The following is a 23,915-nucleotide window of genomic DNA, read 5'->3' on the forward strand; positions in this document are numbered from 1 at the left end:
CTCGTTTGTCTACGAGTCTAGATCCCCCTAAATTCCCCTTAAGAAGGGGGACTTTGAGTATACTAGACTTGAATTTCAAAAATCGGAAAACACCCTGAAATTATCTGCGTTTATCTGTGTTTGTCACTCTGACATCTGCGGTTTAAGGATCGATCGAAGACTTTTGCAAGATGTCTACTCTTGTCCCCCCCTTCTTAAGGGGGAGTAGGGGGCAAGCTAAGGGGGGATCTAGATTTAATAGTCAAACAGCCGTCTCTGATTCACATTAAAAAGGAGTCTCAACTTAAGACTGAAACCCTTGAAAAATCTCGTTTATATCCGAGTCCAGATCCCCCTAAATGTCCGTTAAGAAGCAGGGCGGTTTTATAGTAGTCAGACAAATTAGGTACGTAGTTGCGCTTCAGCGCTCTTTCCTGATATTTATGAAGAGCGCTCAAGCGCAACTACGTACCTTTAACTATACTTGCGGCCGCGCCACTGAGTCGGCTGATTAAACGCAGAAATTAGAATCCGCAAAAACGCTAACGGATCGGCTAAAGGTGACAGCCAAAACAGCCATTTACCCGATGCTTCAGTTCGATCGTATGAAGGAGCGATCGCAAAACACAAAGCCGATCGCACTGCAACCAAAAATACATTCAATCCCCACAGCCCAAACTGTCCAGATACTGCGATCGCAGGCACACAACCGGATAGCAAATACCACAGGACGATCGGCACCGGCAAACCTTGAACCGCCAACAACAGCCACAAATCGCCCCAAATTTGACCGCCAGAAGCAGCATCTTTGAGATCTAGCGATCGACCCCACTCGTTCCAAGTCTCGATCGCCCCCTCATACATCCGCACCTTCAAGACTTTCGCCCCGTCCAAAAATCCCACCTTAAAGCCTTTAGCAGCAGCATAGCGAGCCAGAGTCACATCATCGCAAAAAGAACCTTTTGCCACTTCATAGCCCCCTAAAGCCACCAAAACCTCGCGCTTGCAGAGGAAACACTGACCGTTTGCCATCACCCGTTCCGGGACATCTCCGCCGGTTCCCGTGGGGCCGAAGCGATACACCAAAGTCATTAACAGGGCAGGTTGCAGCCACAACTCGCCCGGATACTTGAGGATGAACTGCGGCGATAGCGAAATCAAATCATAATTTCCAGCAGCAGCAGTTTTGAGCAAACTTGCGATCAAACCCGGATGGGGCTGAGTATCCGCATCGATGCCCAAAATCCACTCGCACTTCTGGGAACTTGCCAAAAAACCCCAATTCAGCGCCCACGGACGCCCCACCCAACCAGGCGGTAACGGATCGTCGTTAATTAAGCGAAACCGGGGGTCTTTTTGCGCCGCAGCCTTGACTAAATCTCCGGTTCCATCTACCGAATAGCTGTCAACAACTACCACCTCTCGGAGCTCGTAACTTTGGTGGCTCAATCCTTCCAAACAAGGTGCAATTCTTTCTGCTTCATTCAAAGTCGGAACCACCGCAGTACAAGCACCCAACAAGTCCAGCGTCGGCGAATCTGGTTCTAGGGGCGGGATGCGCGAGGGGCCTTTAATTAACCGCGACATTAAAAGGGCGGTGGCGGGTAATTGCAACAGCAAAAGTGCGGCAGGGATGATGGTTGTCAGGAGATTTGGAATATTGGGAGAAATCATATCTATTTTAGATTTTAGATTTTCAATTGAAGAATTGGGAATTACGGCTGGTGTCAATTTAAAAAATTTAATCAACTTTTCATATCATGTCCTATCGATTACCACAACAAAAACGGTTCGTAGTGCGGACTTTAGTCCGCAGCATCAGAGCGGACTTAAGTCCGCACTACGAACCTTACTTATTGAGGTTAATCGACGATCGGACACGATATAACCTCAAACATATTAACGGTTCGTAGTGCGGACTTAAGTCCGCAGCATCAGAGCGGACTTAAGTCCGCACTACGAACCTTAACTTATCGCGGTTAATCGACAGGACACGATATAACCTCAAACATATTACAGGAATTTGGCATGAAAATATAATTGCTGAAAAACCCGGTTTCTTATAATAAAAACCGGGTTTTTCAATTAGCTCAAAATTTCCTGTGAATTTTTGCCAAATTAGCAGTGAGCTCGTGTCCGCTCAATTACCATAACAAAAACGGTTCGTAGTGCGGACTTAAGTCCGCAGCCTGAGTGCGGACTTAAGTCCGCACGCGCGATCGAATATTATTGCAGTCAATCGACCGGAAACGATATGATTCCTCATCAGCCGCTTACTTCCGCAAAGCGCCTACGCGCTGAGATGGAATTTCAGCTTTGAGAGCAGATTCCAAAGACGGAATTGCTTCTGTTAAGTCATCTGCTGCGGGTTTAGCGATCCAGCTTAATACGATCGCCGGAACTACACCCAAAAGCACAGCTAGTGATGTTGGGAACCAGAACCGAGAATCCAAGGAAGTGACAGTGATAATTGCTCCGAAAGCAAAGTTTACCAAATAAACTATTAAAGGCAAACTCAATTCCGATCGCTCTAATTTTATCGAAGTTTTTCTCCACAAGAAAGCTGCTACAGACATAAACAGCGCCCCGGTGCCCATCCAGCCCGCCAAATTGCGGTAAGGCATCCCAAAGAAAGCGCCAAGTTCCTCAAATTCCCAAAAAGGTACAGAAGTTTGACTCATCGCCGGATCTAGTACAAAATCCCAAGCTGTCAATAATAAAGCGCCAAGGGCGATCGCGCCTATTTGGCGCACCCAATTCAATTCGCCTTTACCGCCAGCCAGTCCAGCGCGAGCAATTATATATGAAACCAGTCCTAGATAAAACCACGACATGGGAATTGTAAACGGCACCAGCCCTGCAATTTTGTAGCCCAACCCGCTTAAATAGTGGTAATGGCCGAAGGGAAAACCGGTACTCGTTCCCAACAACTCGCTACTCAAAGATAAAAACACAGAAGGCAGCAAAAATGTCAGAGTTGCACCCAGCCCCAACGTCCGATAGGCATAGAGAGCAACCGCTGCTGCGCCAAAAATGATATAAACTACTCCACCCCCAGCCATCCCCCATTGGAACAAAGTTTGTCCGGCGGGCGATAAATTCATCACGAATTCGGGATGGGGTAAAATCAGCAGCAACCCTGCCAATCCAAAGGCCATTGACAAGACGTGGGCAATCAGGCAAAAGCGCTCAGCTATCAAAAGTTGCTTCATGGGACTCCTCGAAAAAATATTAGATGCAGAAAGCACTCGTTACAGTTTACAATTTTTTACAATAAACCAACACCAATAGGGCACTGGCATTTTTCCAAGATTTGCGCCCAAGCCCGAGAAACCCTGTTGCTGATTGACTGTCTGGTTGCAACAAGCCCAGACAAGATTGCAAAAATAGCTGGGAAACGCCCCAAAATAGGTACGTTGTTGGGCTTTAGCCCTCTTTCACAGATCTAAGGAAAGAGGGCTAAAGCCCAACAACGTACCTTGGACGGCCAACTGTCAACTTATTGCCAATTCCCTACTAGCACGAAAGGCGCCCAGAAATAGGGATTTTGATACTCTTCGTTTTGCAGCAGGGTTAATTGAGCGTTGCGGAGGGCTTCAGCTTTGCTGGCTTTAGAACCACCAAGCTGGCGGTAAAACTCAGTCATAAAAATAGCGGTAGATTCGTCGTTTACTTGCCAAAGGGTGGCGACTGTGCTGCGGGCACCCGATCGAATTGCGGCGCCAGCTAAACCCAATGCGGCCCGGTTATCGCCGGAAGCAGTTTCGCAAGCACTCAACACCAAAAGCTCGATCGGCTGTTGTTTCTCCCCACTGCGCGATCGCAAAAGTCGATCGAACTCCTTAACATTCACCCGATCGTCCCAAGTCACAATAAAAGTATCCGCCGCATTCGAGCTAAACTGACCGTGAGTTGCCAAATGGACGATCGGGTAAGACAAAGCTTTAATGCGATCGTGCAACTGCGCGCTGACAAAATCTTGATTCAGCAGCGCACTCGCCGGCATCTGGGCTGAAATTTGTTCGAGTTCCTGTTTCACCCCTGGTAAAGCCGAGAACCCTTGACGCGATTCCGACAAGCCACCAGTTAGCACTTTTAACTTTACTTGGCTGAGCGGTTTCGGTGCCAGCAATTGCAGTCCCGGCGCCAAAGCAATACTGTATTTTTCTACCAAAAACTTTTCGCCATCGTGCAGCACCGCCATCGGCAGATTTCGCAAGTAACCATCGAGCACAAATACCAGCGTTTTAATCCCGCTGGCAGTCAAATCGGCCTCTGCGGGGCGGATTAACCAGTCGTAAACCTGTTGAACAGGTGGGAACCTGTCGCGCACAAAAGCAGAAGGCCTGATGGTATTTTTGGCTAGTCTGAAGGCTGTTTCTAATTCGGCTTGAGACTTCTTAGTCCTGTAGCGGCGCAGAGGCTTGCCGGGAATTGACAAAATTACCTCCAAACGATCGCTCAAAATAATTGGGTAAATCACCGCCGCCGTCGGATCGATTTCCTCGATCGACTTTGGTTTAGCATCAGCACAAGCATCCCGAAAAAAGTTATCCAATTCCGCCAACTGCAAAGATTCCACAATTTGGCGAGCCTGTTTTAACTTATCTTGAGTGGGCGATTCATCTTGCAACAGCAGCCCGACTAATTCCCGATAAACTGGTTCGGCACTTTCGCGAAACGAAAATTGCACTTCGGGATTCACTGTTACCAAATCGCCGCGCAGAGAAGACAATACATTTACAGCTTGAGTATATTGAACGATCGCCCCTTCTGTATTCCCCTGAGCTTGCCGAATCCGTCCGAGTTGCCACAATAATTGATAGGCAATATCGGGAGATTGAAACGCCGGTGCTAAACTCAAAGCTTCAAGAGTCAAAGTTTCAGCCATAGAATGCTGTTGTTTGAGTTCGTAAACCTTGCCCCTAGCTCCTAGAATATAAGCTTGTATTCGTTTGTCTCCCAAACGGTTTGCCGATTCCCCAGCCAAGGAAAGCATTCGATCGATATCGCTCAAACCTGGAGTACCGATTGGTAATTTATCCAATTTCATCAAGGTCTGCGCTAAATTAATTTGAGCGTAAAGCCCAGCACGATTGGAGGGGAATTGAGCGACTTGAGGCTCAAAAGAACGCCACAAAATCTTTGCTTCCGAGGCATTTTGGCTATCTGCAAACAGACTCAATTGATTCAACCTCGCCTGCATCCCGATAGTTGATTTCCCCGGCATCGCCTCTGCGGCTCTAGCATAATATTCTAAGGCGGAGCGTTCCAAATCAGTCCGCTTTTCGATATTCAAACCCGGTTTATTGCTTTTAGCCCGGGCTGTGTTTCCCAAATTCAAATAAATTGCAGCCTCTTCTTGTCGGACACCTATGTTTCGGGCTGCTTCCATTCCCGCTGACAGCAAATCCTCGGAGCGTTCCAGTTGTCCCAAAACCCGCAGCACCCTGGCTAAAGCATTAATTGCCCGAATATTTTCTAAGGAAACAGATATATTTTTCAAACTTACTAAGCCTGCGGGCAAAACTTCACAGGTTTTGTTTTCCAGGTTCAAAGAACCTAACAATATTTTGCAAGCTCTGGGGTAAAGTCCGAGAGTTTCCCAAGCTCGACTTTGATTGATTTGAACTTGCAAAAGTTGATTTTTGCTATCAATTTGCTCAAAAAATTTAGCAGCTTGCGTCCAAATGTCGATCGCATCTTGAGTCTGCCCCCGTTCGAGTTTAATCTGTCCTTGAATGTTGAGAGTTTCCGCCCAAATCCGCTGCTGTTCGGGAGTTTTGGGTTGCGCCCGCACCACCGACAAACTCGAATTCACAGCTTGTTCTGCTTGTTCCCAAAGCGCTAATTGCCCGTAGGTGGCAGCTAAATTGCTCAAAGCCGCAGCGCGATCGAGATTTTGACCTTTTGCCTCAAATTGCGTCGCCGCTTGCTGTAACAGCGGCACAGCTTCGGAAAAACGTTCCGAAGCGTACAGAGTTCGAGCTTGTCGGACAAGCTGCACCGCTGGTGGTGACTGCATCTGAGCAACTGCGGGAGGAATCGCCACCGCTAGCAGACAGGATATCAGAAATAAGAGAATTGCTTGTCGGAGCGATCGGGTAAATTTCATATTCAAGAACTTTTAGGAAGACGGGGAAAGAGTGGGAGAGGGGGAGAGTGCCCGATGGGTATCGTGGGAGAAGATTTGGCGAGTGGGGAATAAGGCATTACAATAAACAATTTAAATTCTGTATACTTTACGCTAAATCACCAATTACCAATCACCAATTACCAGTAAAAATTAGTTGAAAGCCGAAACCCCCGGATAAATTAAGATCGGACGATTTATTGCTCCAATTCTCTTCCTTTAACGTAGAGGTTACTGTCAACTGTCAACTGTCAACTGTCAACTGTCAACTGTCAACTGTCAACTGTCAACTGTCAACTGTCAACTAAGAGGGCAGGCCCGCACCATCCACTGCCCCTACAACTGTCAACTGTCAACTGTCAATCACCCGCCGTAAAAAACATCTTGTCAGCGCGACGGACAAAGAGAATTCGATCGAGGATTGCGAGACTCAGCAGCATTACCTGGATTGTATCCAACCAGCGTCACCTCCCCTTTCTCATTCACCACCCAACCGCGCGCCGGAACTACTTCCCGAGCTTTTTTTTCGCTTTCTTCCTTCGGACTTCTATCCGTTACATCCGTTACATCCCGTATATTGGTCGTTGCCGAACTTCCTTCTGCTTCCACCCACGGAAACGGCGTTTGTGCGCTGCTGAGGGGATCGTTAGGGCTAGGTGCCACTCCACCGCGACCCGTAACAGTAAACTCGTTCTGGGCCCCTTGGATACAGGGATTAGCAGCAATTAACGCAGCCGGATTCACCACATTTTGTGGCAGTTCCACCAATCCTTGAGCGGGATTCACCCCAGCAGCGCTAAATGTTACCGCCCCTTGCAAAGCTGGCCCGCTACTTTGGGAAATCGCAGCGATGTCGCTGCTTGTAAGCAGAGAAGTAGGACTTACTTGTAAAGCTGCAAATTGCGCGTCACTGAGATTCAACCTGCTTCTGACTTGTTCGCGCCCCACTGCTGCAAAGCCCAAGACATTGGGGACATTGACATTCACGCGGCCACCTTGGGCCGATCGCGCATTCGCAGTAATATCGCTATTTTCCTTGGGTAAAGCAGCCAGAATATTACTGTTAATATTGATATTTCCACCATCAGAAATACCAGCATCGGTAGTAATTAGGCTACCACCTCGCAACTGAATGTCTCCTGATTGCAGGTTAATATTTGCTCCCGTACCTGATACTGTCGTGCCATCAATTATGCTTTTATTATCCAGGGCAATTGAGTTAGCTATAACGTTAATATTGCCAGCCCTACCTGTTCCTGAAGATTGAACATTAACCACTGCACTATCCCGAAGAATCAATTGATTAGCATTCAAATTCAACGAGCCTGCATTTCCGGTAGCATTGGAATTAATAGCATTAAACGCCCTACCAGCCGAGGCTTCAATTCCACTCCTCAACCGACTGTTACTCCCAATACCTTGCACTTTTAAGCGATCGGCATTAATTGTAATATCTCCTGCATTTGCTATACCCAAAGAAGCCGCAGAAATAACGCCGCCATTCTGCACAGTTAGTTTAGGTGTTGAGAGGCGGATATCTCCACCCCTACCAGAACTTGCAGTTTGAGTAACAAAAGAACTTGCTACATAGCCCGCATTCCCCAAAAATCTTGACTCGCCACTCACTTCTATAGACTCGGAGGCTCTCACTGTTAAATTTCCTCCAGTCCCCCCACTTGTAGAAAACATGACTTCGCCAAAAATCGCACCAGTCGTTAAACTAATTGTGGCTCCATTAGAAACACTCAACCGCTTAGTGTCGATGGTAATATCCCCACCTTTTCCATTCCCATCAAAAGTATTCGTGCCGAGCCGAGTTTGCCCTAAACCTACAGGGAGACTACCCGACAATTCCACAGATTCACTGGCTTTAATCGCAATATTCCCCGATGCTCCATCACTAAGGCTGAAGCTGGCAAAGGCACCGCCATCGCGCAGCATTAACCGTTGGGCTTCAACAGTGATGTTTCCGCCTTGACCGGTGCTTTCGTTCGTTGTTCCGTTATAGAGCGTTGAACTGACGAGTTCGACGGTATTGGCGCGGATAGTCAGATTTCCGCCATTCCCAGCACCAAAGGTGGGAGCACCGGCAACTACCCCATTGCTCATCAACAGCCGTCCGGCTTCAATGTTAATGTCCCCGGCGGCTCCACTGCCAATAGTGCTAGTAAACAAAACAATTTGCGAAATAAAGGGGTTCCCTGTTCCAGATGTCTGAAAATTTTCTGTAAGCTGCTGATAGCCCTCAATTCCTAGACCGATCATTTCTACCAAGTCAGTAGCGCGAATATTAACATTGCTCCCTTTCCCCTCTCCCAGTGTAGAGGCGAAAATTTGCGAGCCCCGATCTAATCGTAAGTTTTGGGCATTGATGTCAATGCCTCTGCCATCTATATTTCCTAGTGTTAAGCCATAAATTCCTGAACTACTGAGAGTGACATTTCCACCCCTGATGTCAATTCTTCCACCTCCTAATCCGCTGGTATTTATCAATGCACTGTTCATGTCAATATTGCCGAAGTTCTGAATATTGCTATAGTTTAAATTCAGACCTAAAGCTGTTGGTTCAAATTGCACTAAACCTGGATTTTTGACGCTTCCCAGAAGAATTTGTCCGCTACTGGCGGTAGCGATTCCCCCGTCGAATTGGATATTTCCGCCTACTAGCGCTAAGGTTTGACCGGGGTCTACTGCTAAACCAATATTCTTAAAAATTGGTACGGGTAAGGGAATGTCAGGCGGTGATGGGTTAGGAGCAATTGACTGATTGACAATTGTGCCAGGATTATCTCGAAATCTCAAACCCACAGGAATATTAATCGCTAATAATGGCACGGCATTAGAATTAGCTGCACTAAATTCAAAGCCGTTCTCAAAGATAACCCCGCTACCAGTTGAACCAATAAATGAAGCGCGTAAGTCTAACCTCGCATTGGGGCCAAAGACAATTCCTTTGGGATTAAGTAAAAATAAATTGGCATTGCCTTGCACTCCCAACACCCCTAAAATATTGGAAGGATTACTCCCAGTAACACGGGTGAAAATATTGGCAATCCCATTAGGATTATCAAAATAGGTAGCGCGTCCTTCACCTACATTAAATTCTCGGAAACTGTGAAAGAGATTAGAGCCGCGAGTTGCACCGCCAGTGATTCTATCTGAGGGTAAATTGTTGATAGTGTCGGGAACAGTGCGCGAACTTTCTGCGCCCAAGCTGCTGTCGGGGACGATTTGGGCGATCGCACTTTCAGCAAACAGACACAGGTAAAAAAATGCAAATAATATCAAGTTCCGTCGATTGACCGCAACAAGAAGCAAGGTTCGTAGTGTGGACTTTAGTCCGCAGAATAAGAGCGGACTAAAGTCCGCACTACGAACAGTTTTTGTTATCGTAATTGACCGATCGCACTCTAAAAGGTAAATCACTCTTGAACTATAGTATTTGTCTCGGTCTTTGAGTTCATTAATTTGGCAAATCTGCCATAAGTAGAGATATTGGAAAATCATAATCAACCTATTGTTAGCTAACATTCGGTCATAAAATTTCTAGCATTTGCCCTGTTTGTAGTTATCGAGGCTGACAAACAGAATCAGGACGCCTCGTGCGCTGTGGAAATTGACCCGCAGCTTCCACAGCCACCAGCGTAACTTCCCCTTTCTCATTCATCACCCAGCCTTGAGCAGGAACAACTTCTCGATCGGGAATTTCCCCTTCTTCCTTCTTTCTTCTTTCTTCCTCTGCCCTTCTTCCTTCTTCCGTCTGACTTCTTCCTTCTATTTCTATCCACGGAAACGGTGTTTCTGTGCTAGTGAGAGAATCATTGGGGCTGGGCGGCACTCCCCCCCGACCAGTAACAGTAAACTCGTTATCGGCTCCTTCAACGCAGGGATTAGCAGCAATTAATGCAGCCGGATTCACCACATTTTGCGGCAATTCTACCAAACCTTGAGCGGGATTCACCCCAGAAGAACTAAAAGTAACAGTACCTTGCAAAGCCGGGCCTGCACTTTGAGAAATCGCGGCGATGTCGCTACTCTCAAGCAGAGATGTTGGACTGACTTGCAAAGCTGCAAATTGGGTGTCAGTGAGATTCAACCTGCTTCTGACTTGTTCGCGGCCGACTGCTGCAAAGCCCAAGACATTCGGGACATTAACATTGACGCGGCCGCCGCCTGCGGTGCGGGCGTTGGCGGTGATGTCGCTATTTTCTTGGGGGAGGGCGAGCAAAGTATTGCTATTAATATTGATATTGCCACCTTCAGAAGTACCCGCATCGGTGGTAATTCGACTCCCGCGGCGCAATTGGATGTCTCGTGCTTGCAGGTTAATATTTGCTCCGACACCGGATACACTTCTGCCATCAATGCTGCCTTTGTTGTCAAGGCCGATCGCATTTGCGACAATATTGATATTACCAGCGCGCCCGGTTCCCAAAGCTTGCACCGTCACATTGCCTTCATTCCGGACAATCAATCGATCGACATTTAGGTTCACCGAACCTGCATTTGCCGTAGCATTGGGATTATCACCCGTCGCCTTGCCAACGGAAGCATCAATAGAACTGTTAAAACGAGGATTACCTAAACTACCATTTACTTCGATGCGATCGGCATTAATCGTAATATCCCCCACGTTTCCTTTACCCGAAGAATTAGAAGAAATGAAGCCCCCATCCCGCAGAATCAGGTTTCGCGTGTCAATGCGGATATCCCCGGCCCGGCTAGAACTAATTGTTCCAGAGGAAAAAGCACTAGCAACTTGATTCCCATTGCTCAAAACTTCAGAAATACCTGCAATTTCTACTGATTCGCTAGCCCTAACAGTTAAGTTTCCTCCTGGGCCCCCATTCGTAGAGAAGATAACCCCGCCAACCGAAACACCGCTGCCCAAGGTGAATGCCGAGCCCCCAGAAAGACTCAGCCGTTTTGTATCGACAGTGATATCTCCCGCCTTTCCGGTAGAGCCGATGGTAAGCGTGCTGATGCCGCTTGCGACAGCAGTTTGAGAAATGGTGTTCGACAATTGTACCGATTCAGCAGCTTTAATTGTGATATTTCCCGATCGGGCAGCATTGTAGCTAGTGCTAGCGAGAATAGCACCATCCCGCAGGATCAATCTTTCGACATCAACGGTGATATTTCCTGCCGCACCGGTACTCCCTTTAGTTGTTGCGTTGTTGCTCCCAGAACCCTGCATCTCAAAAGTATTAGCACGGATGCTTAAATTTCCACCATTTCCGGCACCAAAAGCTATGCTGCCAAATATTGCCCCATCCCGCATCAGCAGGCGTCCAGTATCGATTTTAATGTCTCCGGCTGCTCCAGGGCCAGCAGTAGCATTAAGCAACACAAAGTTCGGAGCTAATGGGTCGATTAGTCCCGATACCAGATATTTAACTACACTCTGTTGAAAGCCCTCAATTCCCTGCCCGCCGATTTCTATTGCATCAGCAGCGCGCAAATTGATATTACCTCCAGCACCATCTCCTAAAGTGAAAGTAGACAATTGCGTGCCGTTTTGCACTTGCAAATTTTGGGAGTTTATATCAACACCTTTACCATCAATATTCCCGAAGGTGATCGCATATATTCGTGCAGCATTGATGCCGATATTTCCACCTTTGAGTTCTACTCTACCGCCACCTATTCCACTCGTGTTAATCAGCGTACTATTGGATATTTGAATATTGCCAAAGTTTTGAATGTTGCCATAATTTAAACTTAAACTCCCCTGCTGTGAACTCGATGTCAGTGCCAAATCTACTAAACCGGGACTAGCTACGCTACCGAGTGCAATTTGTCCGCCACTAGCAGTTAAATTGCCGCCTGGGATTTGGATGTCGCCACCAATCAAGGCTAAAGTTTGACCCTTGTCTACTGCTAAGCCAACTCTCTCTGTAATCGGAATCTGTACCCCAGATGTGGCTGGGAGATTGACTGTTCCTGTAGCCGTGGATTGATTGACAATTGTACCGGGATTGTCTCTAAATCTCAGACCAACTGGAATATTAACTGTTAACAGCGGGGATGTTTGCCCTGTGGTGCTGCTGAATTCAAAGCCGTTATTAAATACAATACTGTCAGCCGTTGAAGCGACAAATGAACCGCGCAAATCTAACCGAGCGTTGGGGCCGAAAATAAGTCCTCTGGGATTGATTAAAAATAAGTTGGCATTACCTTGGACTCCGAGGGTTCCTAAAATATTTGAGGGTTGCCCGCCCGTGACGCGGGTGAAGATGTTAGAAATATTGCTGGGATTTGCAAAATAAGCTCCCTCTCCAATTTTTATATTGAATTCTCGGAAACTGTGAAATAGATTAGAGCCGCGAGTGGCGCCGCCAGTGATTCGATTTGAGGGTAAGTTGTTGATTGTATCTGGTACCAGGCGAGAACTTTCGGCACCTAAAGTGCTGTCGGGGACGATTTGGGCGATCGCACTTTCTGCAAACAGACACAGGTAAAAGAATGCAAATAATATCAGGTTCCGTCGATTGACGGCAACAAGAAGCAAGGTTCGTAGTGCGGACTTTAGTCCGCTCTTATTCTGCGGACACCAGGACGCACTACGAACCGTTTTAATGTAAATCAGTCTTGAACTATAGTATTTGTCTCGGTCTTGGAGTTCATTAATTTGGCAAATCTGCCATAAGTAGAGATATTGGAAAATCATAATCAACCTATTGTTAGCTAACATTCGGTCATAAAATTTCTAGCATTTGCCCTATTTGTAGTTATCGAGGCTGACAAACAGAATCAGGACGCCTCGTGCGCTGTGGAAATTGACCCGCAGCTTCCACAGCCACCAGCGTAACTTCCCCTTTCTCATTCATCACCCAGCCTTGAGCAGGAACAACTTCTCGATCGGGAATTTCCCCTTCTTCCTTCTTTCTTCTTTCTTCCTCTGCCCTTCTTCCTTCTTCCGTCTGACTTCTTCCTTCTATTTCTATCCACGGAAACGGTGTTTCTGTGCTAGTGAGAGAATCATTGGGGCTGGGCGGCACTCCCCCCCGACCAGTAACAGTAAACTCGTTATCGGCTCCTTCAACGCAGGGATTAGCAGCAATTAATGCAGCCGGATTCACCACATTTTGCGGCAATTCTACCAAACCTTGAGCGGGATTCACCCCAGAAGAACTAAAAGTAACAGTACCTTGCAAAGCCGGGCCTGCACTTTGAGAAATCGCGGCGATGTCGCTACTTTTAAGCAGAGATGTTGGACTGACTTGCAAAGCTGCAAATTGCGCGTCACTGAGATTCAACCTGCTTCTGACTTGTTCGCGGCCCGCTGCTGTAAAGCCAAAAACACTGGGAACATTGACATTGACGCGGCCGCCACCTGCGGTGCGGGCGTTGGCGGTGATGTCGCTATTTTCTTGGGGTAGGGCGACTAGAATCTGGCTGTTGAGATTGATGTTACCGCCGTCGGAATTACCTGCATCGGTAGTAATCCGGCTGCCGCGCCGCAAGGAGATGCTTTGTGCTTGCAGGTTAATATTTGCACCCGTACCGGATACAGTTGTGCCGTCAATGCTGCTTTTGGTGTCAAGGGAAATTGCATCTGCGACAACATTGATATTACCAGCCCGTCCGGTTCCCCTAGCCTGCACCGTGACTGTAGCGCCATCCCGAACTATCAATTGACGGGTATTAAGATTCAGCTCGCCAGCATTCGCCGTCGGGTTGGGACTATTAATCGGGAACCGGCTGCCGACAGAAGCATCAATTGAACTGACAGATAAACCGTTATTGCTGATGCCACTAACTTCAATGCGATCGGCATTAATAGTAACATCACCTCCATGTCCAGCACCAAAAGATCTCGTAGAAATTAGCCCCCCATCCCGCACCACCAACCTCGGCGTATCGACGCGGATATTCCCGCCCCGACTTGAACTCAAAGTTGCAGAACTCAGCGCACTATCAGTGCGATTCCCGCTAGTCAAAACAGGAGAAATTCCTGTAATTTCCACTGACTCGCTGGCCCTAACTGTTAAGTTTCCCGCCGGCCCGCCGTTCCTAGAAAACAGAAAGCCCACTAATATACCTGTTCCTAATGTAAAAGCAGAACCGTCCTCAAGGCGCAAGCGCTTGGTATCAACCGTAATATCCCCTGCTCTGCCGCTAGAACCGATACTGAGAGTGCTGATTCCAGTTGATATAGCAGTTCTGCTACTGGAGTTGGAAAGTTCTACCGATTCAGCAGCTTTTACAGTGATATTTCCCGACGGCCCGTTACTGTAACTCGTGCTGCCGAGAAGGGAACCATCGCGCATAATTAACCGCCCAACATCAAGGTTGATGCTTCCTCCGGCACCGCTACTATCTTTAGCTGTGGCGTTGTTGACTCCAGAACTCGCAATTTCAAAAGTGTTGGCGCGGATATTCAGATTGCCGCCATTTCCAGCACCTAAAGTAATGCCGCTACCTACTACCCCATCGCGCATGAGCAGCCGTCCGGTATCGATGTTGACGCTTCCCCCATTTCCAGCGCCAGCAGTACCGTTAAAAAACATAAACTTAGGGTCGTAGGGGTCAACTGTTCCTGATATGAGATATTTAATTACAATTTGTTGAAAGCCATCAATTCCCTGCCCGCTCATTTCTACCGAATCAGCAGCGCGCAAATTAATATTACCTCCAGCACCATCTCCTAAAGTAAAAGTAGACAATTGCGTGGCATTTCTTACTTGGATTTTTTGGGCATCTATATCAATACCTTGGCTGTCAATATTTCCGAAGGTGAGCGCATATATTCGTGCAGCATTGATGCCGATATTTCCACCTTTGAGTTCTACTCTACCGCCACCTGTTCCACTCGTGTTAATCAGCGTACCATTGGATATTTGAATATTGCCAAAGTTTTGAATATTGCCATAATTTAAAGTAAGATTACCAGGCCCGGATACACCAGGGGTTAGTGCCAAATCTACTAAACCAGGACTGGCTACGCTACCGAGCAAAATTTGTCCGCCACTAGCAGTTAAATTGCCACCTGGGATTTGGATTTCGCCACCAATCAGTGCTAAAGTTTGACCCTTGTCTACTGCTAAGCCCACTCTGTCTGTAATCGGAATCGGTACGGGAGATGTGGCTGGGAGATTGACTGTTCCTGTAGCCGTGGATTGATTGACAATTGTACCGGGATTGTCTCTAAATCTCAGACCAACTGGAATATTAACTGTTAACAGCGGGGATGTTTGCCCTGTGGTGCTGCTGAATTCAAAGCCGTTATTAAATACAATACTGTCAGCCGTTGAAGCGACAAATGAACCGCGCAAATCTAACCTTGCATTGGGGCCGAAGACAATTCCTTTCGGGTTGATTAAAAATAAGTTGGCATTGCCTTGGACTCCGAGGGTTCCTAAAATATTTGAGGGTTGCCCGCCCGTGACGCGGGTGAAGATGTTAGAAATATTGCTAGGATTTTCAAAATAAGCTCCCTCTCCACTTTTGATGTTGAAGGAGCGGAAACTGTGAAAGAGATTAGAGCCGCGAGTTGCGCCTCCTGAAATGCGATCGCCCGGCAAGTTATTGATAGTATCGGGCACTGCGCGCGAACTTTCCGAACCCAAGGTATTATCGGGGACGATTTGGGCGATCGCACTTGCGGGAGATAGCAACAGGAAGACAAACAGTAGGGAGTAATGCAAGCGAGACATAAAAAACTCTTTTTAGGATAAAGTCGATCGGTGTAAGCTCATCTCGTTTCTCTAAAGGCTTTGCATTTGGCTGCTAAGCACAATTTGCTCTACAGTAATTTCTAGTTCGGGAAAAGTTTTAGAGATAATGCGCTCACTACCTGTAAAACTTTGAACGGAATAGCGGTCATTTTCCAAAGAGTAAACAAAAACTGTGGGGATTTTGGGATTACCCAAATAAGCCCTAGAAGCGAGGGCTAAATAATCCACAATCCAATACTCACAAATGCCTAGCCGTTGATACTCATCTAACTTATCAACATAGTCGTCTTCCCAGTTAGTTGAAGTAACTTCTACTGCTAATTGGATAGATTCGATCAGGGCTCCGTAGCCGCGGACATTGGTATTCCATACTGATGCCTTGACTACGCCGACATCAGGATTTCTTCCTTGCTCTTGTCCAGAAGCTGTTACAGTTCTGAAAACTATATCTTTGTCAACGATATAGTCAAGTTCCAAGCGCTCGCTTTCTCTGTCGAAAGACTTAACAAGATATCGTGCCACATTTTTACAACCTCTGGTTGCTTCCACCTTGACAATCTCTCCATTTACAAGTTCGTAGATGCCCGATCCGTCTGGGTACTTTTCGAGAAACTCTACAAATGTTAGTTTAGTTTTTGTCTGAACCATAAGACAAGCCCTCTTGTGTTAACTAGGTTAGGATTTATATCGTTTCCGGTTCCATTATAATTATATATTTGGATCGTATCAGTGCGATCGCGATCCAAGTAGCGATCGAGACCGCCACTTAATAAAATTTGACCGCCAGCGCTAAAGATGTGAGAAATTTATCGAAGGTTTTGAATGTAATATCGTTGACCGTTGCATCGTCAGGTGATTTAACCACAGAGAACACAGAGAACACAGAGGGAGATAAGAGAGATGAATACAGGACGATGCTACCGGATTTGATCTAACTCAGAGGAGGAAGAGTCATGAGTTTGAATGAGTTACCGGGATCGGATCTAATTCTACCTGGTCATGGAGAACGCAATCGTTCATACTAGATGGTAGACACCTTCAATCTTAGGAGCCGTCTATGTTGCTACAAGAAGTCAAGGAGCACGTCTTCAAACTGCCACCGAGCGATCGCCTTGCGTTAGTCAGTGCCATCATTGAGTCCTTACAAGATCGGCCTGTTGCCAGGGGCGATCGTTCTGGTGCGATTCAGCGGATGCGAGGCTTGCTAAAGACAGACCAACCCGCACCGACAGATGAGGAAGTGGCTGCAATGTTGGAAGCGCGACGCCGATTGTTTGGACATGACTCGCTATCCTTTAGATAGGAAGGATTAATTAGGAAAACTCAAATGGCAATTAACACTTCTTTAGAGGAACGGCTTGCAGCAGTGGAAACAGCGATCGCCCAGTTGCAGAAGCAAATTGTGGCTTCTCAACCAACGAATTGGTTGCAACAAATTATCGGGTCTTTCAAAGATGAACCTGCCTTTGAGGAGCTACTTGCCTATGGACGAGGGATTCGCCAAGGGGATGAGTTTTTCCTCAAAGCCGAAGATAAGCTATGAAATATTTACTGGATACAGATAATCTGATTTACAGGGTAGAATTAAGAGGAAACAGAGTATAGACTAGGAGTCAACCTATGCAAGCGATCCTGTTAAGCAGCGAAGAAGTTGCGAAACGTGCCAATCTACTGTACGAAACCAAAATTCGTCAAAAGGTTGAGACAGAGGGAAATATAGGCAAAATGGTTATCATCGACATTGAGACAGGTGACTATGAGGTTGATGAAATGGGTATTCAAGCTGCGCTCAATCTCTATGCAAAGCACCCGTATGCAAGACTCTTTGGGATTCGTATCGGCTACAATGTAGCGGCTTCTTTAGGTGGTGTCATGGAGCGTGTGAGCAGTGATTTCCGGTATAGTAACTGATAGAAATGCGATCGTCACCTTGACATTTCTCCTGGTGAACGGCGCAACTTTCCCGATCGAGTTTGTTGTAGATACAGGTTTTACCGATCACCTTTGTCTACCGCCAGAAGCAGTAAATTTACTGAGGCTGCCGTTTTTGTACAATCTGTCTGCGAACTTGGCAGATAATAGTTCCGTCTCTCTGGCAGTTCATCAAGCGACAATCTTTTGGGATGGAGTGGAGCGAGATGTTCGTGTATTGGCTACAGGGCGACGACCTCTGATTGGAACTGCCTTGTTGAATGAACAAGAACTGGTGATTCAGTTCACAGAGGGTGGTTTGGTGACGATCGATGAGTTATAAATGCCATTCCAATATCTTAATCCTGATGTGCCCAGAAGCAGAGTTAAGAGCTTGATTAAACGTTTTGAAGGTAACTCAGACTTGAACAAGGTTTTGCAAAGGTCGAGAACATAATGACGATAATTCCAACTATGAACTACCGGAACCATATCACGATCGAGCCCAATAAACGCGGTGGTAAGCCTTGTGTACGCGGCTTGCGAATTACGGTTTATGAAGTGCTTGAGTACCTGGCTTCCGAGATGACCGAAACAGAAATTCTAGACGATTTTCCCGATCTGACGCGAGAAGATTTAAAAGCCTGTATTGCTTATGCTGCTGACCGTGAGCGTCGGTTTATGACCGCGACCTTATCCGCATGAAATTACTTTTTGATGAAAACTTGTCGCCCAACTTGCCGAATCGTTTGAGCGATCTTTTTCCAAATTCGCTTCATGTCCGAGATGTGGGCATGAAAGCAACGATCGACCCAATAGTTTGGGATTATGCAAAAGATAATAATTTGATGATTGTCTCGAAAGACGCGGATATGCACGACCTGAGTTTGGTATTTGGGAATCCACCGAAAGTTATTTGGCTTCGCCTTGGAAACTGTTCGACATTGCAAGTTGAAAATTTGCTACGTCGGGATTTTAAAGCAATCGAATTATTTTATGAAGACGAGAATTTATCGCTGCTTGCTTTATCATAGTGCACCGAGCGCCCCATTGTTCGATCGACTCTAAATGCTCTCTAATCTAAAATCTAATAAAGATAGCTTTTTTCAGTGCTGCGGCTTAAGTGCTTGAGTCGAATCGTGCGGCGAACTCGATCTAGGAAAGGAGATTCTGATGGGGAGTAAGAAGGGGTTGACATACATCCTTGAGCTGGCGTATTATTCGACTATATCCAGTATTGTACCGCAACTGCGATACAATTATAAGTTAGCTGGCTTCAGTTGCGAGTGACGGCATGTTAAACATCACTTGCTGGTTATGAGTTAAGTGACGTTGATGAGGAGTTGTAGTGAGTTCAGATGAATTGGAACAAGTAATTTCAAGAAGCAATGAATCATCTTTAGATACTGCTCGTTATCTGCATGAACATGCTTATCAAAGAATTGTGTGGTACCGCTCCGAGTTGTGGAAAATCTCGACTTTGTTATGGACTGCGTTTGCAGGTTTTTTGCTAGCAGCTTGGCAGGCAGCGTCAGTGATCAAGAGTAGACACGGTTTAGTCGCTGTTGCAGTCTTCTCGCTTGGAAGCTTAACAATCTGGCTTTATGAGCGATATTTAAGAACAATTTTTCCAGCAATCGAGTATTGTAATCAGCTTACTCAGAAACGTGAAATTGAACTCTGTAGGATAGCAAAGCTAGACACCTCTGAGGGATTTAGAACCCAAGACTGTGATTATGGTGTTTGGCGAGCTACAAAACCACCGCTACAGTTTCTGTTTACTTTCATTTCGATGCTTGTATTAGGGATGGTATCTTTGGGTATTGCAATCAGTGGTTAAAAGGTGCTCGGTAGGTAATAATCGAGAAAAATACATCTCTAGTAAACAGTTATGACTGAATTACTCCAACAAGCGATCGCCCGATTAAAAACCTTACCTCCTAACGATCAAAATGCGATCGCAACCCTGATTCTGGAAGAACTCGAAGATGATCGGCGGTGGGATGAGGCATTTGCGCGCTCCCCGGATTTGCTGGCTAAACTTGCAGCCGCGGCAATGGCTGAATATCATGCGGGCAAAACTCAGGAATTAGATCCAGAAACATTGTGAAGTCTCGTACAACCGTTCAATTTCGTCAAATGTTTGCTGAACTACCAGAACAGATTCAGGATCAGACTCGCAAGGCATATCGGCAATTCAAGCAAGATCCCACATATCCCAGTTTGCGGTTCAAGAAAGTTCATCCCAAACTGCCAATTTACTCTGCACGAATCAATCGAGACAGTGTTTTGGAGATAGTTGATGGAGAGATCGAAGCTCAGTCATCTTCACGTTAAGGTGGAATTGCTGCATGAAGATACCAGATAGATACATTAAGGTGGATTCCATCAACACTCGTTACTGGAGTACAGGAACTCAAGGAAGTCCTGTCATTTTGCTCCACGGTGGCGGCAGTTCCATCGAAATTTGGGAACAGAATATTCAAGCCCTAGCCCACCACCATCGTGTGTTTGCCTTCGATATGGTCGGTACAGGTTTATCAGACAAGCCAGCAGGCACTTATTCATTGGACTACCAACTTCAGTTTCTAAAAGCTTTCCTGGATAGACTCGAAATCCAAACAGCAAGTTTGATTGGCAATTCAATGGGCGGAAGTATTGCACTCAAGTTTGCCCTGGAATTACCAGAGCGAGTGAGCAACCTCGGATTAATATCGAGTTTTGGATTGGGGCAAGAAATCGATATTGCTGACCGTCTACTGGCGGCGTTTCCAGCGATCGCGAAACGGATTCCGCCCAGTCGAACGGGTGTCAGAATGGTACTGAACAGTTGCGTTTACGATCCCAAATCAGTTCCAGAGTCCTTGATTGAACTGAATTACCAGCGGTTTAATCTCCCTGGTCAAAAGGAAGCCCTAATTTCTCTATTAGTTGCTAATTTGGATTTTTGGGGAGTGCGTCGAGAGGTTTTTAGTCCGCTTGTTCAGCACCTCGATCGCATCAAAATTCCAACCTTAATCATTTGGGGAAAACAAGACTCAATCATACCCGTTGCTCATGCCTATGTTGCTTCCCAAAAAATTGTCAATTCACAGTTGTATGTTTTTGAGCGGTGTGGGCATTGGGCGCAGGTTGAGTATCCAGAAAAATTTAATCGTTTAGTTTTGGAGTTTTTAGCATAGTTCTCAATGTAGAGTCAGCCACCTAACACGGCGTTGGAGCCGATCGGCGAAAAGTTATCGGTCTCCGTTTCAGTGTGCTCTGCTTCGGGCTCAACCTCCTAATACAGCATCCTGTCGTGATATCCCGCAGTTTAATCGTGCGATCGAGACCGCCACTTGATAGAATTTGACTGTCAGCGCTAAAGATGAAAGTGTTTGGTTTCGATCGCACTCAACCCAATCTACAATTCAAAAAGCAAAATAATTAATCCGAAAATAGAGGCCTTTTTCTTGGAAAGTTCGATCGCCCCCTCCGACATTAATCAACGGAATACCATAATCTAAACGCGCATTAAATCGATCGCCCATTTGCCACACCAATCCAACACCTGCACCCAAAAGTTTGTCAGACTCAGCATTCGCTTTTTCTCCTGAATTGTTCCAGCCTACCCCAAAATCCACAAACGGAGCGACTTGTAACAATCCCTTGACTTTCGGCACGCGCCACACCGGGATTCGCACCTCCGCAGATGCGATCGCACCGCTATCAGTTAACAGCAAATCTTGCCGGTATCCGCGCACGCTTTGCACGCCGCCGATCCCGATTTGTTCGAGGGAAAGCAGCGGGCGATCGGCGAATTGAATGTCGGAACGCACTATTAGCAAGGTTTCTGGTGCTAGCAGCCGCACGTACTGCGCTTGTCCGCGCCACGCCAGGAAGCGACTGTCAGGGCCGCTATCGTTCGCAGTCGCACCCAAAAAATTGGTACCGATGGAAAATTGCGATCGCGCTGCGAGCACTTGTCGGGTATTCCGCTGCACGTATTCTTGAAAAAACCGCACCGCTGAAACCCGCGTTTCACCGCGCTCGTTTGCTCCCGCCGACAGTGCAAATCTTTCTCCCAACAGGAATGTATCGCTTTCTTGCCGCGAAAAAGTTACTCCCACAGCCAAAGTGCGATCGGGCTTTTCGACGATCGGCTGGCGGTAAGTTAACTCGTAAGTCCGCGATTTCCCCTCAATTTCGGCAGTATCAAACGGTTCCTCAATGACGTTAGTGCTCGCAGCACTCGCAGCAAACCGAATCGTGCCGTTGCGCGCGTTGACGGGGACTGTGTAGCTACCGTTGAATTCGTTGCTGCCATCGGTGTTAGCGTAGGATAGCTCTAATCCGTCGCCCAAACCGAGCAAATTGGCTTGATTGATGCGGATACCGCGCCGAAAACTGCCCACGCTGGGCGATCGGTTGTTGTCTAGAAAAACTTCGCCGCTGAAGCTGTCTGCTTCTTTAATCCGCACTTCCAAACGGCTGTTTTCCGGGCGACTTCCAGCTTGCAATTCTGCCGAAATATTGGCAATTAAGGGGTCGAGTTGCAGCATTTGCAAGGCTTCCAGCAGGCGATCGCGATTCAATGGCCGCCTGGTGACACGTTCCAAGCGCGATCGCACGTAATTGGCATTTAAACGCCTGTTTCCACTAATCTGAATTTCATCCAATCCGCCTTCGACAATCCGAATTTTCACCACACCTCCTTCTCTGGGAAATGTTTGGTTGGCGGGAATTACAGCGCCGGAATTGATGTATCCTGCTGCTACGTATTTTTTAGTCACTGCCCCTTCTGCTGCGATCAGTTCGGCAAAGGTGATGTCGCGCCCCGCAAACTGTTGCGTAACTTCTGCGAGTTCGCGATCGCTAAAAGCTGTGTTTCCCTCAAATTCAAAGCGCAAAACCCGAATTGTACCCGGAATCCCCGGCCTCACGTCGCTGGGAACGGGTGCCAGCGGGGCTGGTTGGAGGGGAGGCGCTGGCGGTGGCTGCGGTGCTCTTGGTGCAGGCAATTCCGGCTCTCTCGGTTGAATTGGGTTGGGCAGTTGGCTGATATCAATTCCGGTTGCACTGTCAGGTGATGTTGACTGTTGACTGTTGACTGTTGGCTGTTGACTGTTGATTGTTGACGGTTGACGGTTGACGGTTGGCTGTTGGCTGTTGGCTGTTGACTGTTGGCTGTTGACTGTTGACTGTTGACGGTTGACTGTTGACTGTTTAAATAATTCCGATGCAACCGGAAACGATATGATATTGCGATCGTAGAGTGCTGTCTCGCTTTCCGATGTCACGGGATTTGAGATCGGTTGCGAATCTCGATCGGCATCCAAACCCGTTTTTTTGACCCTAATATTTTCTTTTAGCTTTTGATCTCGGTGAGAAAGCTGAGTTTCTCCAGCATTGGTGTCTAATGTGCGATCGACAGAATTGGCTTCTGGCTGTAAATCGGGAGTTTCCGCAGGTAGAATTAATGGCAAAGCCGATCGATCGGACTCAGTGGCCGGCAAGTCTTCGCGGGTGTCAAAATTCGTGTCGTTGGTTCGTAAAGGTCGATCGGCTCCGCTGCTGACTGTTGCCAAATCCTCAACATTTGAAGTCAAAATTTCAACGTTGCTCGCGGATGTTTTCCCCGGTTTTCCCAACCAAACTAAGCCAAAGATTCCAGCAATTAAAAATAATTTTTGCGATCTACAGTTCATATGATATAATTATTATTTCGCTAGATTGGGTGAAAATATTTTAAGGAACCAGCGCACCCTAAACTAACAATTAATCTTAACCGAAAAAAAGGCAACACCGGGCGCTGCCAAGAATTTCCCAACGGCTAAAAACCAAAAGGTCGATCGACCTTTTGGTTCATCCGCCAAAACTTACGCAGCAACCGGATGCAGATCCGCAAAAATATCGTGTAAGTCGATCGCAGATTCTCAAAAAAAATCAGTTTGGGCGATCGTAAAACCTGCGATTTCCAAGCCCTCACACAAGCATAATAGCCTTAGAACGCACCAGTAGCAAGAAACCAGGTTTTTTCACAGTAATCAAAAGATTGTAGCCTGCACAACCAAAAAATCGAGTTTTTCATAGATCGTGCGTCAAGGTTCGTAGTGAGGACTTTAGTCCGCAAGAAGAAGGACTGAAGTCCTCACTACAAACCTTTGTGCCAACTCGTTCGTAGTGAGGACTTTAGTCCGCAAGAAGAAGGACTGAAGTCCTCACTACAAACC

General features: G+C 46.8%; 20 protein-coding genes. 11 read left to right on the forward strand and 9 right to left on the reverse strand.

All coding sequences use genetic code 11. From position 1 onward, the window contains the following. Window positions 1-453: 453 nt before the first annotated feature. On the reverse strand, window positions 454-1,653 hold the full coding sequence (gene cruG / locus QZ938_RS18865) for a 2'-O-glycosyltransferase CruG (protein WP_293352812.1): 1,200 nt from the start codon (window positions 1,651-1,653) through the stop codon (window positions 454-456). Between the two features lie 86 nt (window positions 1,654-1,739). Between cruG and QZ938_RS18870 the strand changes: the two genes are divergently transcribed. Further along, a complete protein-coding gene (locus tag QZ938_RS18870) occupies window positions 1,740-1,892 on the forward strand; it encodes a hypothetical protein (RefSeq protein ID WP_293145626.1) in 153 nt (50 codons plus the stop codon). Between the two features lie 360 nt (window positions 1,893-2,252). On the opposite strand, the gene cruF is transcribed toward QZ938_RS18870, so the two are convergent. From cruF to QZ938_RS18900, 6 genes are all read right to left on the reverse strand, one after another. Then, window positions 2,253-3,191, reverse strand: coding sequence for a gamma-carotene 1'-hydroxylase CruF (gene cruF, locus QZ938_RS18875; protein WP_293145629.1), 939 nt, complete (start codon window positions 3,189-3,191; stop codon window positions 2,253-2,255). A gap of 287 nt (window positions 3,192-3,478) precedes the next feature. Then, window positions 3,479-6,094 carry a CHAT domain-containing protein gene (locus tag QZ938_RS18880; protein WP_293352790.1) on the reverse strand — a complete coding sequence of 872 codons (2,616 nt, stop codon included), beginning with the start codon at window positions 6,092-6,094 and terminating at the stop codon, window positions 3,479-3,481. 405 nt (window positions 6,095-6,499) lie between these two features. Further along, window positions 6,500-9,400 (reverse strand): S-layer family protein, encoded by a 2,901-nt coding sequence (locus QZ938_RS18885; RefSeq protein ID WP_293352788.1) that lies wholly within the window; start codon window positions 9,398-9,400, stop codon window positions 6,500-6,502. A 280-nt stretch (window positions 9,401-9,680) separates the two neighbouring features. Continuing rightward, window positions 9,681-12,623, reverse strand: coding sequence for an S-layer family protein (locus QZ938_RS18890; protein WP_293352786.1), 2,943 nt, complete (start codon window positions 12,621-12,623; stop codon window positions 9,681-9,683). A 220-nt stretch (window positions 12,624-12,843) separates the two neighbouring features. Continuing rightward, on the reverse strand, window positions 12,844-15,771 hold the full coding sequence (locus QZ938_RS18895; RefSeq protein WP_293352784.1) for a filamentous hemagglutinin N-terminal domain-containing protein: 2,928 nt from the start codon (window positions 15,769-15,771) through the stop codon (window positions 12,844-12,846). Between the two features lie 51 nt (window positions 15,772-15,822). After that, window positions 15,823-16,440: a Uma2 family endonuclease gene (locus QZ938_RS18900; protein ID WP_293352782.1), complete on the reverse strand. Its 618-nt coding sequence runs from the start codon at window positions 16,438-16,440 to the stop codon at window positions 15,823-15,825. A 409-nt stretch (window positions 16,441-16,849) separates the two neighbouring features. Between QZ938_RS18900 and QZ938_RS18905 the strand changes: the two genes are divergently transcribed. The 10 genes from QZ938_RS18905 (at window position 16,850) to QZ938_RS18950 (ending at window position 20,885) form a co-directional block, all read left to right on the forward strand. After that, window positions 16,850-17,095: a hypothetical protein gene (locus tag QZ938_RS18905; protein ID WP_293145647.1), complete on the forward strand. Its 246-nt coding sequence runs from the start codon at window positions 16,850-16,852 to the stop codon at window positions 17,093-17,095. 24 nt (window positions 17,096-17,119) lie between these two features. Next, window positions 17,120-17,335, forward strand: a complete 216-nt coding sequence (locus QZ938_RS18910) for a hypothetical protein (RefSeq protein ID WP_293352780.1) — start codon at window positions 17,120-17,122, stop codon at window positions 17,333-17,335. Between the two features lie 77 nt (window positions 17,336-17,412). Continuing rightward, a complete protein-coding gene (locus QZ938_RS18915; protein ID WP_293352778.1) occupies window positions 17,413-17,703 on the forward strand; it encodes a hypothetical protein in 291 nt (96 codons plus the stop codon). After that, window positions 17,681-18,046 (forward strand): clan AA aspartic protease, encoded by a 366-nt coding sequence (locus tag QZ938_RS18920; protein WP_293145653.1) that lies wholly within the window; start codon window positions 17,681-17,683, stop codon window positions 18,044-18,046. The genes QZ938_RS18915 and QZ938_RS18920 overlap by 23 nt, the downstream gene beginning before the upstream one ends. Window positions 18,047-18,177: 131 nt before the next feature. Then, window positions 18,178-18,408 (forward strand): DUF433 domain-containing protein, encoded by a 231-nt coding sequence (locus tag QZ938_RS18925; RefSeq protein ID WP_293352776.1) that lies wholly within the window; start codon window positions 18,178-18,180, stop codon window positions 18,406-18,408. Continuing rightward, window positions 18,405-18,737 (forward strand): DUF5615 family PIN-like protein, encoded by a 333-nt coding sequence (locus tag QZ938_RS18930; protein ID WP_293352774.1) that lies wholly within the window; start codon window positions 18,405-18,407, stop codon window positions 18,735-18,737. The genes QZ938_RS18925 and QZ938_RS18930 overlap by 4 nt, the downstream gene beginning before the upstream one ends. A gap of 314 nt (window positions 18,738-19,051) precedes the next feature. Further along, complete coding sequence (locus QZ938_RS18935; protein ID WP_293352772.1) at window positions 19,052-19,543, forward strand: hypothetical protein; 492 nt, start codon at window positions 19,052-19,054, stop codon at window positions 19,541-19,543. A 51-nt stretch (window positions 19,544-19,594) separates the two neighbouring features. After that, window positions 19,595-19,813, forward strand: coding sequence for a hypothetical protein (locus tag QZ938_RS18940; RefSeq protein WP_293352770.1), 219 nt, complete (start codon window positions 19,595-19,597; stop codon window positions 19,811-19,813). Then, complete coding sequence (locus QZ938_RS18945; protein ID WP_293352768.1) at window positions 19,810-20,040, forward strand: hypothetical protein; 231 nt, start codon at window positions 19,810-19,812, stop codon at window positions 20,038-20,040. Before QZ938_RS18940 ends, QZ938_RS18945 begins: the two co-directional genes overlap by 4 nt. 14 nt (window positions 20,041-20,054) lie before the next feature. Further along, window positions 20,055-20,885 carry an alpha/beta fold hydrolase gene (locus QZ938_RS18950; protein WP_293352766.1) on the forward strand — a complete coding sequence of 277 codons (831 nt, stop codon included), beginning with the start codon at window positions 20,055-20,057 and terminating at the stop codon, window positions 20,883-20,885. Between the two features lie 228 nt (window positions 20,886-21,113). Here QZ938_RS18950 and QZ938_RS18955 read toward each other — a convergent pair whose 3' ends face one another. Continuing rightward, on the reverse strand, window positions 21,114-23,390 hold the full coding sequence (locus tag QZ938_RS18955; RefSeq protein ID WP_293352764.1) for a ShlB/FhaC/HecB family hemolysin secretion/activation protein: 2,277 nt from the start codon (window positions 23,388-23,390) through the stop codon (window positions 21,114-21,116). 125 nt (window positions 23,391-23,515) lie between these two features. Further along, a complete protein-coding gene (locus QZ938_RS18960) occupies window positions 23,516-23,671 on the reverse strand; it encodes a hypothetical protein (protein ID WP_293145670.1) in 156 nt (51 codons plus the stop codon). Window positions 23,672-23,915: the final 244 nt, after the last annotated feature.

It is taken from the genome of Microcoleus sp. CAWBG27 (assembly GCF_020883145.1).
Classification (GTDB): domain Bacteria; phylum Cyanobacteriota; class Cyanobacteriia; order Cyanobacteriales; family Microcoleaceae; genus Microcoleus.

What these genes read in the sequence shown, in the direction of transcription:
- QZ938_RS18940 (WP_293352770.1), top strand. Translation starts at nt 19,595, where the DNA reads ATGACTGAATTACTCCAACAAGCGATCGCCCGATTAAAAACCTTACCT.
- QZ938_RS18905 (WP_293145647.1), top strand. Translation starts at nt 16,850, where the DNA reads ATGTTGCTACAAGAAGTCAAGGAGCACGTCTTCAAACTGCCACCGAGC.
- cruF (WP_293145629.1), bottom strand. Translation starts at nt 3,191, where the DNA reads ATGAAGCAACTTTTGATAGCTGAGCGCTTTTGCCTGATTGCCCACGTC.
- cruG (WP_293352812.1), bottom strand. Translation starts at nt 1,653, where the DNA reads ATGATTTCTCCCAATATTCCAAATCTCCTGACAACCATCATCCCTGCC.
- QZ938_RS18900 (WP_293352782.1), bottom strand. Translation starts at nt 16,440, where the DNA reads ATGGTTCAGACAAAAACTAAACTAACATTTGTAGAGTTTCTCGAAAAG.
- QZ938_RS18930 (WP_293352774.1), top strand. Translation starts at nt 18,405, where the DNA reads ATGAAATTACTTTTTGATGAAAACTTGTCGCCCAACTTGCCGAATCGT.
- QZ938_RS18915 (WP_293352778.1), top strand. Translation starts at nt 17,413, where the DNA reads ATGCAAGCGATCCTGTTAAGCAGCGAAGAAGTTGCGAAACGTGCCAAT.
- QZ938_RS18895 (WP_293352784.1), bottom strand. Translation starts at nt 15,771, where the DNA reads ATGTCTCGCTTGCATTACTCCCTACTGTTTGTCTTCCTGTTGCTATCT.
- QZ938_RS18880 (WP_293352790.1), bottom strand. Translation starts at nt 6,094, where the DNA reads ATGAAATTTACCCGATCGCTCCGACAAGCAATTCTCTTATTTCTGATA.
- QZ938_RS18950 (WP_293352766.1), top strand. Translation starts at nt 20,055, where the DNA reads ATGAAGATACCAGATAGATACATTAAGGTGGATTCCATCAACACTCGT.
- QZ938_RS18910 (WP_293352780.1), top strand. Translation starts at nt 17,120, where the DNA reads ATGGCAATTAACACTTCTTTAGAGGAACGGCTTGCAGCAGTGGAAACA.
- QZ938_RS18870 (WP_293145626.1), top strand. Translation starts at nt 1,740, where the DNA reads ATGTCCTATCGATTACCACAACAAAAACGGTTCGTAGTGCGGACTTTA.
- QZ938_RS18955 (WP_293352764.1), bottom strand. Translation starts at nt 23,390, where the DNA reads ATGAACTGTAGATCGCAAAAATTATTTTTAATTGCTGGAATCTTTGGC.
- QZ938_RS18925 (WP_293352776.1), top strand. Translation starts at nt 18,178, where the DNA reads ATGAACTACCGGAACCATATCACGATCGAGCCCAATAAACGCGGTGGT.